The 16,401-nt window shown below is 72.0% G+C and carries 17 protein-coding genes; 11 read left to right on the top strand and 6 right to left on the bottom strand.

Annotated elements, in window-relative coordinates; translation table 11 throughout:
* Window positions 1–110: 110 nt before the first annotated feature.
* From rplM to glmM, 3 genes are all read left to right on the top strand, one after another.
* Window positions 111–554 carry a 50S ribosomal protein L13 gene (rplM, locus tag R2D22_RS15105; RefSeq protein ID WP_318103789.1) on the top strand — a complete coding sequence of 148 codons (444 nt, stop codon included), beginning with the start codon at window positions 111–113 and terminating at the stop codon, window positions 552–554.
* Between the two features lie 44 nt (window positions 555–598).
* Complete coding sequence (rpsI, locus tag R2D22_RS15100) at window positions 599–1,111, top strand: 30S ribosomal protein S9 (protein WP_318103787.1); 513 nt, start codon at window positions 599–601, stop codon at window positions 1,109–1,111.
* 152 nt (window positions 1,112–1,263) lie between these two features.
* On the top strand, window positions 1,264–2,622 hold the full coding sequence (gene glmM, locus R2D22_RS15095; protein WP_318103786.1) for a phosphoglucosamine mutase: 1,359 nt from the start codon (window positions 1,264–1,266) through the stop codon (window positions 2,620–2,622).
* A gap of 86 nt (window positions 2,623–2,708) precedes the next feature.
* Here glmM and R2D22_RS15090 read toward each other — a convergent pair whose 3' ends face one another.
* The 5 genes from R2D22_RS15090 to R2D22_RS15070 form a co-directional block, all read right to left on the bottom strand.
* Window positions 2,709–3,656 carry a DUF389 domain-containing protein gene (locus R2D22_RS15090; RefSeq protein WP_318103784.1) on the bottom strand — a complete coding sequence of 316 codons (948 nt, stop codon included), beginning with the start codon at window positions 3,654–3,656 and terminating at the stop codon, window positions 2,709–2,711.
* Between the two features lie 53 nt (window positions 3,657–3,709).
* Window positions 3,710–4,717 carry a type I pantothenate kinase gene (gene coaA / locus R2D22_RS15085; RefSeq protein ID WP_411977139.1) on the bottom strand — a complete coding sequence of 336 codons (1,008 nt, stop codon included), beginning with the start codon at window positions 4,715–4,717 and terminating at the stop codon, window positions 3,710–3,712.
* 205 nt (window positions 4,718–4,922) lie between these two features.
* Window positions 4,923–5,714 carry an ABC transporter permease gene (locus R2D22_RS15080; RefSeq protein ID WP_318103782.1) on the bottom strand — a complete coding sequence of 264 codons (792 nt, stop codon included), beginning with the start codon at window positions 5,712–5,714 and terminating at the stop codon, window positions 4,923–4,925.
* A complete protein-coding gene (locus R2D22_RS15075; RefSeq protein ID WP_318103781.1) occupies window positions 5,711–6,730 on the bottom strand; it encodes an ATP-binding cassette domain-containing protein in 1,020 nt (339 codons plus the stop codon). The genes R2D22_RS15080 and R2D22_RS15075 overlap by 4 nt, the downstream gene beginning before the upstream one ends.
* Window positions 6,731–6,768: 38 nt before the next feature.
* A complete protein-coding gene (locus R2D22_RS15070) occupies window positions 6,769–7,434 on the bottom strand; it encodes a DUF4097 family beta strand repeat-containing protein (protein WP_318103780.1) in 666 nt (221 codons plus the stop codon).
* Between the two features lie 230 nt (window positions 7,435–7,664).
* Between R2D22_RS15070 and R2D22_RS15065 the strand changes: the two genes are divergently transcribed.
* The 8 genes from R2D22_RS15065 (at window position 7,665) to R2D22_RS15030 (ending at window position 15,715) form a co-directional block, all read left to right on the top strand.
* On the top strand, window positions 7,665–8,414 hold the full coding sequence (locus R2D22_RS15065) for a GbsR/MarR family transcriptional regulator (protein ID WP_318103778.1): 750 nt from the start codon (window positions 7,665–7,667) through the stop codon (window positions 8,412–8,414).
* Between the two features lie 38 nt (window positions 8,415–8,452).
* Complete coding sequence (gene glmS, locus R2D22_RS15060) at window positions 8,453–10,300, top strand: glutamine--fructose-6-phosphate transaminase (isomerizing) (RefSeq protein WP_318103776.1); 1,848 nt, start codon at window positions 8,453–8,455, stop codon at window positions 10,298–10,300.
* A 19-nt stretch (window positions 10,301–10,319) separates the two neighbouring features.
* On the top strand, window positions 10,320–10,688 hold the full coding sequence (locus R2D22_RS15055; protein WP_318103774.1) for a holo-ACP synthase: 369 nt from the start codon (window positions 10,320–10,322) through the stop codon (window positions 10,686–10,688).
* A gap of 4 nt (window positions 10,689–10,692) precedes the next feature.
* Entirely contained in the window at window positions 10,693–12,150 is a 1,458-nt protein-coding gene (locus tag R2D22_RS15050) for an NAD(P)H-hydrate dehydratase (RefSeq protein ID WP_318103773.1), read from the top strand.
* A 334-nt stretch (window positions 12,151–12,484) separates the two neighbouring features.
* A complete protein-coding gene (gene alr, locus R2D22_RS15045) occupies window positions 12,485–13,654 on the top strand; it encodes an alanine racemase (protein WP_318103771.1) in 1,170 nt (389 codons plus the stop codon).
* Window positions 13,655–13,664: 10 nt separating this feature from the next.
* Window positions 13,665–14,885, top strand: a complete 1,221-nt coding sequence (locus tag R2D22_RS15040) for an alpha/beta fold hydrolase (RefSeq protein WP_318103770.1) — start codon at window positions 13,665–13,667, stop codon at window positions 14,883–14,885.
* Window positions 14,857–15,357 (top strand): tRNA (adenosine(37)-N6)-threonylcarbamoyltransferase complex ATPase subunit type 1 TsaE, encoded by a 501-nt coding sequence (gene tsaE, locus R2D22_RS15035; RefSeq protein WP_318103767.1) that lies wholly within the window; start codon window positions 14,857–14,859, stop codon window positions 15,355–15,357. The genes R2D22_RS15040 and tsaE overlap by 29 nt, the downstream gene beginning before the upstream one ends.
* A 172-nt stretch (window positions 15,358–15,529) precedes the next feature.
* The gene (locus R2D22_RS15030) at window positions 15,530–15,715 is read left to right on the top strand and encodes a hypothetical protein (protein ID WP_318103766.1); all 186 of its coding nucleotides are present in this window, start codon (window positions 15,530–15,532) and stop codon (window positions 15,713–15,715) included.
* A gap of 63 nt (window positions 15,716–15,778) precedes the next feature.
* On the opposite strand, the gene R2D22_RS15025 is transcribed toward R2D22_RS15030, so the two are convergent.
* Entirely contained in the window at window positions 15,779–16,348 is a 570-nt protein-coding gene (locus tag R2D22_RS15025; RefSeq protein WP_318103764.1) for a hypothetical protein, read from the bottom strand.
* Window positions 16,349–16,401 lie beyond the last annotated feature (53 nt).

Below are 16,401 nucleotides of genomic sequence, written 5' to 3'. Positions count from 1 at the left end.
AGTTACCAGTGGCTCGCATACGGGCGGTGTTCCCGGCAGTGCAGGCCCCAGCTGCATGATCGCTTCAGGTGTGTCTGGATTCCATCCACTGAAGAAGCGAAGGCTACGAAGTGCGTACGTTTAGCCCCAAGCCCGGCGATGTCACTCGCCAGTGGCACATCATCGACGCGCAGGACGTTGTCCTGGGTCGTCTGGCGACCACGGCTGCGAACCTCCTCCGAGGCAAGCACAAGCCCGTCTACGCCCCCCACATGGACATGGGCGACTTTGTCATCATCATCAACGCTGACAAGGTGCACCTGTCCGGCAACAAGAAGACCCAGAAGCTGGCGTACCGCCACTCCGGCTTCCCGGGTGGTCTCCGCTCCGTCCGTTACGACGAGCTGCTGGACAAGAACCCCGAGAAGGCCGTCGAGAAGGCCATCAAGGGCATGATCCCCAAGAACTCCCTGGGCCGTCAGATGCTCTCGAAGCTGAAGGTCTACGCGGGCGAGAACCACCCGCACGCTGCTCAGCAGCCGGTCCCGTTCGAGATCACCCAGGTCGCGCAGTAGTTCCGGCCACACCCCCAAAGAACGAAAGAAATCTGAGGAGCATCGTGGCCGAGACCACCCCCGAGACCCCTGTCGACGAGTTCGAGGGCGTCGAGGAGTACACCACCGAGACCGAGACCGTCGAGGGTGAATACACCTCCGAGTCCCTCGCGTCCCGCTTCGGCGACCCGCAGCCGGCTGCCGGCCTGGGCCGTCGCAAGAACGCCATCGCCCGCGTCCGGATCGTTCCGGGCACCGGCAAGTGGAAGATCAACGGGCGTACGCTCGAGGACTACTTCCCGAACAAGGTCCACCAGCAGGAAGTCAACGAGCCCTTCAAGGTGCTCGAGCTCGACGACCGCTACGACGTCATCGCCCGCATCTCGGGTGGCGGCGTCTCCGGCCAGGCCGGCGCCCTGCGCCTCGGCGTGGCCCGCGCCCTCAACGAGGCCGACGTGGACAACAACCGCGGCCCGCTGAAGAAGGCCGGCTTCCTCTCCCGTGACGACCGTGCGGTCGAGCGGAAGAAGGCCGGTCTCAAGAAGGCCCGCAAGGCCCCGCAGTACAGCAAGCGCTAATCGCCTGCTCGGACTGCTTGTACGTACGCCCCGGCGGCACTGCTCGTGCTGCCGGGGCGTACGTCTTTTCTTCACTCTGGGCGTTTTCGGCCGTACAACGGACATGAGGCGCTCGGAGGATTGCATTTTCGGAGCATTTTCGGAGGACAGCTGTGGGACGACTCTTCGGCACGGACGGCGTGCGTGGTGTGGCCAATGCGGATCTGACGGCGGAGCTCGCGCTCGGCCTGTCGGTCGCGGCGGCCCACGTGCTCGCCGAGGCGGGGACCTTCGAGGGGCATCGGCCGACCGCGGTGGTCGGCCGTGACCCGCGTGCGTCGGGAGAGTTCCTGGAGGCCGCCGTCGTGGCGGGTCTCGCCTCCGCGGGCGTGGACGTCCTGCGCGTCGGCGTGCTGCCGACCCCGGCCGTGGCGTACCTCACCGGCGCGCTCGGCGCCGACCTCGGCGTCATGCTGTCCGCCAGCCACAACGCCATGCCCGACAACGGCATCAAGTTCTTCGCCCGCGGCGGCCACAAGCTCGCCGACGAGCTGGAGGACCGGATCGAGACCGTCTACGAGGAGCACCGCACCGGCGCCCCGTGGGACCGGCCGACCGGCGCGGGCGTGGGCCGGGTCCGCGACTACGACGAGGGCTTCGACAAGTACGTCGCCCACCTCATCGCGGTCCTCCCGAACCGCCTGGACGGTCTGAAGATCGTCCTGGACGAGGCGCACGGCGCCGCCGCCCGGGTCTCGCCCGAGGCGTTCGCGCGGGCCGGCGCCCAGATCGTCACCATCGGCGCGGAGCCCGACGGCCTCAACATCAACGACGGCTGCGGTTCCACCCACCTCGGCCTGCTCAAGGCCGCCGTCGTCGAGCACGGCGCCCACCTCGGCATCGCGCACGACGGCGACGCCGACCGCTGCCTCGCCGTGGACGCCGACGGCAACGAGATCGACGGCGACCAGATCCTCGCGGTGCTCGCCCTGGCGATGCGCGAGGCGGGCACGCTGCGTGGCGACACCGTCGTCGCGACCGTGATGTCGAACCTGGGCTTCAAGCTGGCGATGGAGCGGGAGGGTCTCTCGCTGGTGCAGACCGCGGTCGGCGACCGGTACGTCCTGGAGTCGATGAAGGAGCACGGGTACGCGCTCGGCGGCGAGCAGTCCGGCCACGTCATCGTTCTCGACCACGCGACGACCGGCGACGGCACACTGACCGGTCTGATGCTGGCCGCCCGAATTGCCGCGACCGGCCGCTCGCTGGCCGAGCTGGCGGGCGTGATGGAGCGGCTGCCGCAGGTCCTCGTCAATGTGCCGGACGTCGACAAGACCCGGGTCAAGACCTCCGCCGAGCTGGCGAGCGCGGTCTCCGACGCGGAGCGCGAGCTGGGTACGACGGGCCGGGTGCTGCTGCGCCCGTCCGGCACCGAGCCGCTCGTACGGGTGATGGTCGAGGCCGCGGACATCGAGCAGGCCCGTTCGGTGGCCGGCCGGCTCGCGGACGTCGTGAAGTCCGCCCTGGGCTAGTCCTTCTGACGGAGTGTGCGTACGGCCCCGCCGCCCGGTGTCCCGGGTGGCGGGGCCGTACGTCTTTCGGGGGACCGGGGTCGGCCTCAGCGTTTCGAGGGACGGGTCCATTGGCCGCGCTGGGTGCGCCAGAGGGCCTTCTGCGCGTACAGCGTGAGCACCCCCGCGAGCATGATGCCGAACAGGTTCAGCCCCAACTGCTCGACGGAGCCCCACATCTGGCCGAAGTCGCCGTAGCTGAGCGCCACGGCGGCGTTCGCGCCCGCCGGGACCGTCGTCACCGAGATGGCGACGCCCACCAGCGCCCCGGACTTCGACGAGGTCAGCGAGAGCACGCCCGCGATGCCGGCGAGGATCGCCACGACGAACGAGAACGGGTCGGGCTGCCAGATGAAGCTGGTGTTGGGCCGGTCGGCGTCGAGCTGGCTCTTGCTGAACAGGTCCAGCGCGTCCATCCCGAGACTGAAGACGGTGGTGGCGACGATCGCCGCGGCGAAGCCGACGACGAGCGCGATCAGGGACCGTACGGCGAGCTTCGGCGCGCGCTGCACCACCGCCGTGCAGACGCCCGCGAGCGGGCCGAACTCCGGGCCGACCGCCATCGCGCCCACGATCAGGATCGCGTTGTCGAGGACGACTCCGCAGGCCGCGATCATCGTCGCGAGGATCATGAACGCGCAGTAGGTGATGGTGAGGGTGGACTCCTCGTGCGTCGCGCCGGACAGCTGCTCCCAGATCACCGCGTCCGCGGCCTCGCCGGGCGCCTCCTCCTCGGCCGCGTCCGCGCGGGTCGACAGCGAGAAGTCGATGTTCTCGACGGCGATCGAGCCGTCCTGATCGATCCTCAGCTCCCGCATCCCGTGCAGCAGTTCGTCAACCGCCTCGCGGGCGACGTCGCACATCACCAGGTCACCGGCCGGTTCACGGGCCGCGCCCGGCAGCACCACCACGTGCGTGGTGCCCACGGTCGACTCGATGAGCCGGACCGCTTCCTCCGTCCGGTCGGGAGGGACGATCATCCGCAGATGCAGCATCCTCAGAGCTTACGGAGGCTCGGAGCTTACGGAGGCTCGGAGCTTACGGAGACTCAGAGCTTACGGAGACTCAGCCGCTGCACCTTGTGATCCGGTCCCTTGCGCAGCACCAGTGTCGCCCGGCCGCGGGTCGGTGCCACGTTCTCGAGCAGGTTGACCTTGTTGATGGTCCGCCACATCGTGCGGGCGTAGTCCAGCGCCTCCTCCTCGGGGACCTGGGTCCACCGTCGGAAGTAGGACGTCGGGTCCTGGAACGCGGTCTGACGCAGCTTCCGGAACCGGTTGAGGTACCACTGCTCGATGTCCTCGGCGCGGGCGTCCACGTACACCGAGAAGTCGAAGTAGTCCGCGAGACCGACGCGGGTCCGGCCGTCCTTCCCGGGCAGGGCCGGCTGGAGCACGTTCAGCCCCTCCACGATGAGGATGTCCGGGCGGCGGACGAGGAGCTGCTCGCCGGGGACGCGGTCGTAGATGAGGTGCGAGTAGACGGGGGCGGCGACCTCGTCCTTGCCGGCCTTGATGTCGGCGACGAAGCGGGTGAGGGCCCGCCGGTCGTACGACTCGGGGAAGCCCTTGCGGGACATCAGGCCGCGGGCCTTCAGCTCCTCCATCGGGTAGAGGAAGCCGTCGGTGGTGATGCGCTCGACGCGCGGGTGCTCGGGCCAGCGCGCGAGGAGCGCCTCGAGCAGCCGGGCGACGGTGGACTTGCCGACGGCGACCGAGCCGGCGACCCCTATGACGAAGGGGGTGCCGCGCTGTTCGGCCCGCTCGCCGAGGAAGGTGTTGAGGGCGCCGCGCAGACCGCTGGTGGCCTGGACGTACAGGTTGAGCAGCCGGGACAGCGGCAGGTAGACGTCGCGTACCTCGTCGAGGTCGATGACGTCGCCGAGTCCGCGCAGCCGCTCGACCTCGTCGGCGGTGAGGGGCAGCGGCGTCTTGTCCCGCAGTGCGCTCCATTCGGCGCGGGTGAGGTCCACGTACGGCGTGGCCTCGGCCCGCGGCCGGGGCCCGGCGCCATTGCCGTGGCCGTTGCCGTTCGAGCGCGGTGGCGGCGTTGTGATCACCCCGCCATTGTCCGGGGTCCGGCGGGATCGTGGGCCGTGTGCTAGGTCACGTGGGTGCCGGGGGCGCCCTGTGTGTGCGGCGTGGGGGCGTGGACAGACGAAGGGGCGGCGTACTTCGACCGGTGTCGATGTACGCCGCCCTCGGGTGGATCTCGGGTGGGACGCGTCGCGGTTGCGGGAGTGGCCCGCGCTGTCACGGTGGTTACTTCGGGTCGGCGTTGAACTTCGAGGTCGACCAGAAGTAGCCGAGGACCGCGAGGCCCACGCACCAGCCGACGGCGATCCATCCGTTGTTGCCGATCTCGGTGCCGAGCAGGAGGCCGCGCAGGGTCTCGATGGCCGGGGTGAAGGGCTGGTACTCGGCGATCGGCTGGAACCAGCCCGGCATCGCGGAGACCGGGACGAACGTGCTTGAGATCAGCGGCAGAAAGATCAGCGGCATCGCGTTGTTGCTGGCGGCCTCGGCGTTCGGGCTGATCAGGCCCATGCCGACGGCGATCCAGGTGAGCGCCGTGGCGAACAGGACCAGCAGTCCGAAGGCCGCGAACCACTCCAGGACGGAGGCGTCGTGGGAGCGGAAGCCGATGGCCACGCCGACCACGCCGACCAGGACCACGCTGGCGACCGACTGCAGCACGCTGCCGACGACGTGCCCGACGAGCACCGAGCCGCGGTGGATCGCCATGGTGCGGAAGCGGGCGATGATGCCCTCGGTCATGTCGTTGGAGACGGAGACCGCGGTCCCGATCGTGGTGCTGCCGATGGTCATCAGGAGCAGGCCGGGGACGAGGTAGGCGATGTACTCGGCGCGGTCGGCGCCGCCGCCGCCGATGCCGGCGCTCATGGTGTCGCCGAAGATGTAGACGAACAGCAGGAGCAGCATGATCGGCGTGAGCAGCAGGTTCAGCGTGAGCGACGGGTAGCGCCGGGCGTGCAGGAGGTTGCGGCGCAGCATGGTGCCGGAGTCGCGGACGGCGAGGGCGAGGGAGCTCATCGGACAACCTCCGTGGACGGGGCGGACGGGGCGGACTGGTTCGGGAGGGCGGCGGCGCCGGTGAGGGCGAAGAAGACGTCGTCGAGGTCGGGGGTGTGCACGGTCAGCTCGTCGGCCTCGACGCCGGCCGCGTGCAGCCGGTCCAGGAGCTCGCGCAGTGCGCGCTGGCTGCCGTCGCTGGGCTGCTGAAGCACCAGGGCTTCGTCGGTGGGGGTGCCCCCTGCTCGAGCGGAGCCGAGAGCTTGGGGGAGGGCCGCCTCGCCGAGGGCGGCGGCGGCACTGCGGTACGTGGCCGGGTCGGTGAAGCGGAGCCGTACGTGCCCGCCGGGGACGATCCGCTTCAGCTCCTCGGCGGTGCCCTCGGCGGCGATCTTCCCGTCGTGGAGGACGGCGATGCGGTCGGCGAGCTGGTCGGCCTCCTCCAGGTACTGGGTGGTGAGGAAGACGGTGACGCCGCCGGTCACCAGCTCGCGGATGATGCCCCACATGTTGTGGCGGCTGCGCGGGTCGAGGCCGGTGGTGGGCTCGTCGAGGAAGATGATCCGCGGGTCGCCGACCAGGGTCATGGCGATGTCGAGGCGGCGCTTCATTCCTCCGGAGTAGGTGGACGCGGGCTTCTTGGCGGCGTCGGCGAGGTCGAACCGTTCGAGCAGCTCGGCGGTGACGCGACGCCCCTCGGCCTTGGACAGGTGGTGCAGGTCCGCCATCAGGAGCATGTTCTCCTCGCCGGTGATCAGGCCGTCGACGGCGGAGAACTGACCGGTGACGCCGATCGCGGCGCGCACCGCCTGCGGGTCCTTGGCGAGGTCGTGGCCCCCGACGCGGATCGGGCCGCTGCCGGCGCCGGGGGAGATGAGGGTGGACAGGATCTTCACGGCGGTGGTCTTGCCGGCGCCGTTCGGTCCGAGGAGGGAGAAGATCGTCCCCTCCGGGACGGCCAGGTCGACTCCGTCGAGGACGGTCTTGTCGCCGTAGGACTTGCGCAGCCCGGTGGCCGCGATGGCGAACTCGGTCATGAGAGGTACCCCCTGTGGATGACTGCGTGGGTGAGGTGTCAGAGGCTGCGGGCGGAGATGTCGCCGTACGAGGTGGTGGCGCGGATGGCGAGGGCGGCGTCGCCGCTGTTCACGAGGGCGTTGCTGACGCGGCCGTAGGAGGTGCCGGCGTCGAGGGTGGCGGAGACGCCGCGGGCGGCGACGACGGTGATGTCGCCCTTCTGGGTGCTGAGGGTGACGTTGCCGCCGTGGGCCTCGAGGACCTCGACGTCGCCGAGCTGGGTGGTGATGTCGGCCGGGCCGGTGAGGCGGCCGACGACGACGTTCCCGTCGTGGGAGGAGAGGCGGGCGCTCGCGGCCTCGTCGAGCTTGACCGAGCGGTGGCCGCCCTCGAAGACGACGTCACCGAGCCGACCCACGCCGCGGAACTCGGCGGCGGCGGCCTTCGCCTCGACGCTGGAGCCGGCGGGCAGCTGGACGGTGACCTCGACCGCCCCGGAGTGCCCGAACACCGCGTTCCTCGCCTCCGGCGTCTCGATCCGCAGCACGCCGTTGTCGTAACCGATCACGGTCTGCTCGGCGACCTTCACGTCCTTGCTCTTGCCGGCGTTCTCGGGGCGGACCTCGACGGTGGTGTCGGCGCGGTCTGCGGCGATGAACCGGATGTGTCCGGCGGGGATGTCGAGGACGACGGAGATCGCGGCGGTGGTGGCGAACTTCTGCATGATGAGCTCCTTGGTTTTCCTGCTGTCGGCGTTTCCGACAAGGGAAAAGCTACGTTGCGTTCGAAGTCTCGGCAACGCCTTCGTTGCGAAGATTCCCCATCATTGCAGGTGAGGGTATGAATTTCATTGCAACGATCCTGTGGGGTAATGCAACGCGAGCAGTGCGTTCATTGCAATGAACTGAAGCTGAACGCTATGGTGGGGCTGCCACGGACACGAAGGAGGCCGCGATGCCGGGAGGCAGGCTCACTCAGCAGGAACGGCAGCAGATCGCCCTGGGGCTGGCCGACGGCCTCGCTTACGCGGAGATCGCCCGCCGTCTCGACCGCCCCACCTCGACGGTCACCCGCGAGGTCATGCGCAACGGCGGCCCCACCGCCTACCGCGCCGACCTCGCCCAGCGCGCCACCGGCCACCGCGCCCAGCGCCGCCGGCAGCCCGCGGCGCCGGGCCCGCAGACACCCGAGCAGCCGTACGGGCGCGACGCGGCGGCCGTGCAGGCGTACGAGGAGGTGTTCACCACCGTCCTGATGGCCTCGGGCATCCCCAGGATGACGGCCAGGGTCCTGGCCCTGCTCCTCACCAGCGACACCGGCAGCCTCACGGCCGCGGACCTCGTCCAGCGCCTTCAGGTCAGCCCGGCGTCCGTCTCCAAGTCGATCGCGTTCCTCGAGAGTCAGGACCTGATCCGCCGCGAACGCGACGAACGCCGCCGTGACCTCTACGTCGTCGACGACGACGTCTGGTACCAGTCGATGATGGCCAGCGCACGCTCCACCGCCCACATCATGGAGACCGCCCGCCAGGGCGTCGGCGTCCTGGGCGCCGCCACCCCGGCCGGCGCCCGCATGGAGAACATCGCCCGCTTCCTCGACTTCGTCTCCGAGAGCATCGCCCGCGCGGCGGAGCAGGCCCGCGAGATCCTCCACACCAAGCCGGAGCCGCCGGCGGACCCCACGGCGCGCGGCAACGACGCCTGAGCCACCCGCGCGGCCCGGGTCGGTCGTAGGCTGCCGACATGTGCGGAATCGTGGGGTACGTCGGCGGGCAGTCGGCGCTTGATGTGGTCATCGCGGGGCTCAAGCGGCTGGAGTACCGGGGGTACGACTCCGCCGGGGTCGCCGTGCTCGCCGACGGAGGGCTCGCCGCCGCCAAGAAGGCGGGCAAGCTCGTCAATCTGGAGAAGGAGCTGGTGGACCGGCCGCTGCCGAGCGGCTCCACCGGCATCGGACACACCCGCTGGGCCACCCACGGCGGGCCGACCGACGCCAACGCGCACCCGCATCTCGACAACGCGGGCCGGGTCGCCGTCGTCCACAACGGGATCATCGAGAACTTCGCCGGGCTCCGGGCCGAACTCGAGGAGCGCGGGCACGATCTCGCCTCCGAGACGGACACCGAGGTCGTGGCCCACCTCCTCGCCGAGGAGTTCTCCTCCTGCGGGGACCTCGCGGACGCGATGCGCCTGGTCTGCCGGCGGCTCGACGGCGCGTTCACGCTGGTCGCGGTGCACGCAGACCAGCCCGACGTGGTCGTCGGCGCCCGCCGCAACTCGCCGCTGGTCGTGGGCGTCGGCGAGGGCGAGCACTTCCTCGCCTCCGACGTCTCCGCCTTCATCGCCCACACCCGCTCCGCCATCGAACTCGGCCAGGACCAGGTCGTGGAGCTGACCCGCGAGGGCGTGACCGTCACCGACTTCGACGGCGTGCCGGCCGAGGTGCACGCGTACCACATCGACTGGGACGCCTCCGCCGCCGAGAAGGGCGGCTACGACTACTTCATGCTCAAGGAGATCGCCGAGCAGCCGAAGGCCGTCGCCGACACCCTCCTCGGTCGGATCGACGCGTCCGGTTCGCTGTCCCTGGACGAACTGCGGATCCCGGACGCCGAACTGCGCGAGGCCGAGAAGGTCGTCATCGTCGCCTGCGGCACCGCCTTCCACGCCGGACTCATCGCCAAGTACGCCATCGAGCACTGGACCCGCATCCCCTGCGAGGTGGAGCTGGCCAGCGAGTTCCGCTACCGGGACCCGATCCTCGACGCGCGGACGCTCGTCGTCGCGATCTCCCAGTCCGGCGAGACGATGGACACCCTGATGGCGCTCCGGCACGCCCGCGAGCAGGGCGCGAAGGTGCTCGCCATCTGCAACACGAACGGGTCGACCATCCCTCGTGAGTCTGACGCCGTGCTGTACACGCATGCCGGTCCTGAGGTCGCGGTCGCGTCGACGAAGGCGTTCCTGACCCAGCTCGTCGCCTGCTACCTGGTCGCGCTGTACCTGGGGCAGGTGCGCGGCACCAAGTGGGGCGACGAGATCCACGCCGTCGTCCGGGAACTGGCCCGCAGCGCCGAGAAGGTGGAGCAGGTCCTGGAGACGATGGAGCCGGTGCGGGCCCTCGCCCGGTCGCTCGCGGACAAGAACACGGTGCTCTTCCTCGGTCGGCACGTGGGCTACCCGGTGGCCCTGGAGGGCGCGCTCAAGCTGAAGGAACTCGCGTACATGCACGCCGAGGGCTTCGCGGCGGGCGAGCTGAAGCACGGGCCGATCGCGCTGATCGAGGAGGACCTGCCGGTGGTGGTCGTCGTGCCGTCGCCGCGCGGGCGCTCGGTGCTGCACGACAAGATCGTCTCCAACATCCAGGAGATCCGGGCCCGCGGGGCGCGGACCATCGTGATCGCGGAGGAGGGCGACGAGTCGGTCGCGCCGTACGCGGACCACCTGATCCGCATCCCGGCCACGCCGACGCTGCTCCAGCCGCTGGTCGCTACCGTTCCGTTGCAGGTGTTCGCCTGCGAGCTGGCGACGGCGCGCGGCAACGAGGTGGACCAGCCGCGCAATCTGGCCAAGTCCGTGACGGTGGAGTGACGTTTCGAGTGAGGGTTCGATGATCATCGGGGTGGGGATCGACGTCGCGGAGGTGGACCGTTTCGCCACGTCGCTGGAACGGACGCCCGGGCTGCTGCAGCGGCTCTTCGTCGAGGGCGAGCTGTACCTGCGCAGCGGCGAGCGGCGCGGGCCGGCCTCGCTCGCGGTGCGGTTCGCCGCGAAGGAGGCGGTCGCCAAGGCGCTCGGCGCGCCCGCCGGCCTGCACTGGACCGACGCCGAGGTGTACCTGGAGGAGAGCGGGCAGCCGCGGCTGCGGGTGCGCGGGACGGTGGCGGCGCGCGCCGCGGAACTCGGCGTGAAGAGCTGGCACGTGTCGCTCAGTCACGATGCCGGGGTGGCGTCGGCGGTGGTGATCGCGGAGGGTTGAGCCCATGCGTACCGCTCACCGCGTGGAGACCGTACGGGCCGCCGAGGCCGAACTGATGGCGCGGCTGCCGGAGGGCACGCTGATGCAGCGCGCCGCCGCCGGCCTCGCCGCCGCCTGCTGCTCGCTGCTGGGCAAGGGGCGGGTGTACGGGGCGAGGGTCGTGCTGCTGGTCGGCAGCGGCGACAACGGCGGCGACACGCTGTACGCGGGGGCCAGGCTGGCCCGGCGCGGGGCGGGCGTGACGGCGGTGCTGCTCGGCGCGCGGGTGCACGAGGCCGGCCTCGCGGCGCTGCGGGCCGCCGGGGGACGGGTGAGTGACGACCCGTTCGAGGCGCTGGCCGTCGCGGACCTGGTCCTGGACGGGATCACCGGCATCGGCGGACAGGGCGGGCTGCGGCCGGACGCGGTGCCCGTCGCGCGGGCGGCGCGCGGCTCGGACGCGGTGGTGGTGGCGGTGGACCTGCCGAGCGGGGTGTCGGCGGACACCGGGGAGGTCGGCGGGGAGGCGCTGGCGGCGGACGCGACGGTGACGTTCGGGACGTACAAGCCGGGGCTGCTGATCGACCCGGCGCGGGAGTACGCGGGCGCGGTACGGCTGGTCGACATCGGGCTCGACGCGACGCTGCCCTCGGTGCCGGACCTGGAGGCGCTGCAGCACGAGGACGTGGCGTGGCTGCTGCCGGCGCCGGCGGCGGAGAGCGACAAGTACCGGCGGGGCGTGGTCGGTGTCGTCGCCGGGTCGGCGCGGTATCCCGGCGCTGCGGTGCTCGCGGTGGCGGGGGCGCTGCGGGGCGGCGCGGGCGCGGTGCGGTACGTGGGTCCCGCGGCGGACGCGGTGATCGCCCGGCACCCGGAGACGCTGGTGCACGAGGGGCCGCCGGGGAAGGCGGGGCGGGTGCAGGCGTGGGTGGTGGGCCCGGGGCTGGGCGACGACCCGGGTGTGGCGGAGGTACTGGCCTCGGACGTACCGGTGCTGGTGGACGCGGACGGGCTGCGGGACCTGAGCCCGGCGGCGGTACGGCGCCGGGCGGCCCCGACCCTGCTGACCCCGCACGCCGGGGAGGCGGCGGCGCTGCTCGGCGTCGCGCGCGAGGAGGTCGAGGACGGGCGGCTGGCAGCGGTTCGGGAGCTGGCGGCGCGGTTCGGGGCGACGGTGCTGCTGAAGGGCTCGACGACGCTGGTGGCGGACGCGGAGGGGCACGCGGACGGGGTGTCGACGCCGATGTCGCCGGTCCGGGTGAACCCGACGGGCACGTCGTGGCTGGCGACGGCGGGGAGCGGCGACGTCCTGTCGGGCCTGGCGGGCTCGCTCCTGGCCGCGGGCCTGCGCCCCCGCGACGCGGCGTCCTGCGCGGCCTACCTCCACGGCCTCGCAGCCCGCCTCGCCTCGAACGGCGCCCCGATCGCCGCGTCGGACGTGGCCACGGCTCTGCCGAGGGCGTGGGCGGACGTGGTGGGGTAGGGCTCGGATCCGGCACCCCACCCCTCACCGGAACTCTGCCGAGACCGGGGGCTCCGCCCCCAACCCCCGGCGACAGCTGCGCGCCGCGAGACTCGCGGCAGCTTCGGGCCGCGCCCGTCCTCGGCGGCTTCGCGCCGCGAGGGAGCCCCGGGGCCACCGCCCCCGACCCTGCGGCAGCCGCGCGCCGCGCCACACGCGAGAGCTGCGCGCCGCGCCCGCACGCGGCGGCTTCGGTCGCGTGTGGCCGGGGCGGGGCGGTTCTGGAGGGATGGCGTGATCTGGGCTACACCGGAGGTCGGACGTCTGGGGGCGGACACCTGAGAGACTGGGCGCGATGAGTCAGACACCGCCGCCCCGCCGAGCCCGTGCCGAGATCGACCTCGGTGCGCTGCGCGCCAATGTCCGCGCGCTGCGCGCCCGTGTCGCGCCCCACTCCCAGGTGATGGCCGTCGTGAAGGCGGACGCGTACGGACACGGGGCCGTGCCCTGTGCCCGGGCCGCGCTCGAAGCCGGGGCGACCTGGCTCGGGACCGCCACGCCGCACGAGGCGCTCGCGCTGCGCGCCGCCGGGATCGCGGACGCGCGCATCCTGTGCTGGCTGTGGACCCCGGGCGACCCGTGGGACCAGGGCATCGAGGCGGATCTCGACATGACGGTCAGCGGGACGTGGGCCCTCGACGAGGTCCGCGAGGCCGCCCGTCGCGTCGGCCGCCCCGCCAGGATCCAGCTCAAGGCGGACACCGGCCTCGGCCGCAACGGCTGCCAGCCCGCCGACTGGCCCCAGCTCGTCGGCGAGGCCCTCCGCGCCCAGGAGGAGGGGCTCCTCCGCGTCACCGGACTCTGGTCGCACTTCGCCTGCGCCGACGAGCCCGGTCATCCGTCCATCACCCGCCAGCTGGAGCTCTTCCACACCATGCTGGAGCACGCCGAGAAGGCCGGCGTCGCCCCCGAGGTCCGGCACATCGCCAACTCGCCGGCCACCCTCACCCTCCCCGAGACCCATTTCGATCTCGTGCGGCCCGGCATCGCCATGTACGGCGTCTCGCCCAGCCCCGAGCTCGGCACGCCCGCCGACTTCGGCCTCCGGCCCGTGATGTCCCTGGCCGCGAGCGTCGCCCTGGTCAAGAACGCCCCGGCCGGACACGGCGTCTCCTACGGCCACCACTACGTCACCGAGCACGAGACCACCCTCGGTCTCGTCCCCCTCGGGTACGCCGACGGCGTCCCGCGCCACGCCTCCGGTCGCGGCCCGGTCCTCGTCGGCGGCAAGGTCCGCACCGTCGCCGGCCGCGTCGCGATGGACCAGTTCGTCGTCGATCTCGGGGGGGACGTCGTGGAACCCGGCACCGAGGCCCTGCTCTTCGGGCCCGGCGACCGCGGCGAGCCGACCGCCCAGGACTGGGCCGACGCCGCCGACACCATCGCGTACGAGATCGTCACCCGCATCGGCGCGCGCGTCCCGCGCGTCTACATCGACGAGAGCCCGGACGCCCGGGACCACTAGGGGAGCGGTTGTGAGCGAGAGCAGCACGGGGGAGATCGTCACCGCCGCCGGTACGTGGCGGCGCGGCGCGGGCCTCGCAGGCGCCGCGATAGGCGTGCTCGCCGCCGGCGCGGCGGCCGGCGTCGCCGTCGAACGGCTCACCGTCGGGCGCGGCATGCGCAAGAAGGCCCGGCTCGCCCTCGACGCCTCCGCCCCGTACGGCTCCCTGCGCGGCGCCCCGGGCCGCGCGCTCGCCGACGACTCCACCGCGCTGTACTACGAGGTCGACGAGATCGACCCGGAGGCGGGGCCGCCCGGCGCCCAGCGCCGCCGCCGGCTCTTCGGCCGCCGCGCGCCCGCCCCCGTCACCGTCGTCTTCAGCCACGGCTTCTGCCTCAACCAGGACTCCTGGCACTTCCAGCGCGCCGCCCTGCGCGGCCTGGTCCGCACCGTCCACTGGGACCAGCGCAGCCACGGCCGCTCGGCCCGCGGCGTCGCCCAGTCCGGCCCGGACGGCGCGCCGGTCTCGATCGAGCGGCTCGGCCGCGACCTGAAGGCCGTCATCGACGCCGCCGCCCCCGAGGGCCCGCTGGTCCTCGTCGGCCATTCGATGGGCGGCATGACGATGATGGCGCTGGCCGACCGGTACCCGGAGCTGATCCGCGAGCGCGTCGTCGGGGCCGCCTTCGTGGGTACGTCCTGCGGCGGACTCGGCGAGCTCACGTACGGGCTGCCCAGCGCCGGCGTCAACGCGGTGCGCCGGGTGCTGCCCGGGGTTCTCAAGGCCCTCGGCTCGCAGGCCGAGCTGGTCGAGCGCGGCCGCCGGGCGACCGCCGACCTGTTCGCCGGGATGATCAAGAGGTACTCGTTCTCCTCGCGGGACGTGGACCCGGCGGTCGCCCGGTTCGCCGAGCGGATGATCGAGTCGACGCCGATCGACGTGGTCGCGGAGTTCTACCCGGCCTTCGCCGAGCACGACAAGGCCGAGGCCCTGCCGGTCTTCGCCGAGGTGCCGGTGCTCGCCCTGGCCGGCGACAACGACCTGGTGACGCCCAGCTCGCACACCGAGGCGATCGCCGGTCTGCTGCCGGACGCCGAGCTGGTCATCGTGCCCGACGCCGGCCATCTGGTGATGCTGGAGCACCCCGAGGCGGTCACCGACCGGCTGGCCGACCTGCTGGTACGGGTCGGAGCGGTGCCGGCAGCGGCTAACGTTGGCGGGCATGGAAGCTCCGCAGATTCCGGCCGCTGAGGCCACGCTCGCCGTCGACTCCCCCGAGCAGATGCAGGAGATCGGGCGCCGGCTCGCGAAACTGCTGCGCCCCGGTGACCTGGTCATGCTCACCGGCGAACTCGGCGCGGGGAAGACGACCCTGACCCGCGGGCTCGGCGAGGGCCTGGGCGTGCGCGGCGCCGTCACCTCGCCGACCTTCGTCATCGCCCGCGTCCACCCGTCCCTCACCGGCGGTCCGGCGCTGGTGCACGTCGACGCCTACCGGCTCGGCGGCGGTCTGGACGAGATGGAGGACCTGGACCTCGACGTCTCGCTGCCCGACTCGGTGGTCGTCGTGGAGTGGGGCGACGGCAAGGTCGAGGACCTGACGGACGACCGGCTGCACGTGCTCATCCACCGGGTCGTCGGCGACACCGACGACGACCGGCGCACCGTCGTCCTGCGCGGCATCGGCGCCCGCTGGGCGGACGAGGACCTGCGGCTGGGCTGAGGCCGTCCGCCGTCCGCCGTCCGCCGTCCGCCGCGCGTCGTCCGTCGCGCGTCTTACGCCGTGCGTACGTAGGTTCCGACAAGGTGTCGGGAAGATGTTGCGTCGGCCGTACGAGCCGTGGTGACATGGAGGGACGAGCTGGTTAGGTGTACCTAACCTACGGGAGGCCTTCATGTCGACGCCAGAGCGCGAGACCCGTGCGACCGAGGGCCGGCGCGGCGCCGTGACGATGGTCGACCTGCTGGCCTCCTGTGCCGCGGCCGACGCGGTGTCGACTCCGCCCCGGGAGGTCGAACGGGAGACGGAGTCCGAGGCTCAGGGCGTGGCGGAGCCGGTGGTACGGCAGGAAGCCGCCTGACGACGGGTCCCTCGTACGGACGACAGTCTCCTGCGCGACGGCGACGTCCTGGACGACGGCGTCCTACGCGACGACGACGACCTTCGAACCGACCGTGGCGAACAGCCACATCGCGTTCCCGTCCGCCTTCTTCATGCGGATGCCGCCCGTCTTGCGCGCCGGGTCCGGCGACGGGAGCGTGCCGTCCACCGCGGCACTGAAACCGATCGCGGTGTCGTCGACGCTCGTGAACCGGACCACGTGCTCGATCTGGATCCCGTCCGAGCCGCGCACCGTGCCCGAGCGCGAGGTGACGTGGTACGCGCCCGGCGCCGGGTGGACCGTGCTGGGCATCACCGAGAACGTGCTGGTGGCCTGCCCTTTCGCGTCCACCAGCCAGACCCGCTTCTCGCCGAGCGCGTAGACGACGCGCTGACCGGAGCCCGAGGAGGCCGGGATGGCGAGCGGGTCCTTCGGCTTCTGTGTGGGACCGGCCGGCGAGGTCGCGGAGGCGGAGGCCGAGGCGCCGGGGGACTTCGGCGTCGCCGACAGGTCCGACGGGGCGCTGGCCGACGCCTGGTAGGCGAGGAATCCGACCACGGCGAGTGCGGCCGCGGTCAGCCCGGCCACGAATCCCGAGCTGCGACCTGCCACGCTGCCCACCTCTCAGACGTATGTACCCGTGGTGACGTTAGCAGCCGTGCGGC

The organism is Streptomyces sp. HUAS YS2 (genome assembly GCF_033343995.1).
Classification (GTDB): domain Bacteria; phylum Actinomycetota; class Actinomycetes; order Streptomycetales; family Streptomycetaceae; genus Streptomyces; species Streptomyces solicathayae.
The sequence above is the reverse complement of the archived record's forward strand: the minus strand, read 5'-3'. Positions and strand labels throughout refer to the sequence as shown.

Coding starts and splice junctions, on each gene's coding strand:
- R2D22_RS15030 (WP_318103766.1), top strand. CDS start 15,530: ATGTCGACGCCAGAGCGCGAGACCCGTGCGACCGAGGGCCGGCGCGGC.
- R2D22_RS15070 (WP_318103780.1), bottom strand. CDS start 7,434: ATGCAGAAGTTCGCCACCACCGCCGCGATCTCCGTCGTCCTCGACATC.
- R2D22_RS15075 (WP_318103781.1), bottom strand. CDS start 6,730: ATGACCGAGTTCGCCATCGCGGCCACCGGGCTGCGCAAGTCCTACGGC.
- R2D22_RS15090 (WP_318103784.1), bottom strand. CDS start 3,656: ATGCTGCATCTGCGGATGATCGTCCCTCCCGACCGGACGGAGGAAGCG.
- R2D22_RS15050 (WP_318103773.1), top strand. CDS start 10,693: ATGCGTACCGCTCACCGCGTGGAGACCGTACGGGCCGCCGAGGCCGAA.
- R2D22_RS15065 (WP_318103778.1), top strand. CDS start 7,665: ATGCCGGGAGGCAGGCTCACTCAGCAGGAACGGCAGCAGATCGCCCTG.
- glmS (WP_318103776.1), top strand. CDS start 8,453: ATGTGCGGAATCGTGGGGTACGTCGGCGGGCAGTCGGCGCTTGATGTG.
- R2D22_RS15080 (WP_318103782.1), bottom strand. CDS start 5,714: ATGAGCTCCCTCGCCCTCGCCGTCCGCGACTCCGGCACCATGCTGCGC.
- R2D22_RS15055 (WP_318103774.1), top strand. CDS start 10,320: ATGATCATCGGGGTGGGGATCGACGTCGCGGAGGTGGACCGTTTCGCC.
- tsaE (WP_318103767.1), top strand. CDS start 14,857: ATGGAAGCTCCGCAGATTCCGGCCGCTGAGGCCACGCTCGCCGTCGAC.
- alr (WP_318103771.1), top strand. CDS start 12,485: ATGAGTCAGACACCGCCGCCCCGCCGAGCCCGTGCCGAGATCGACCTC.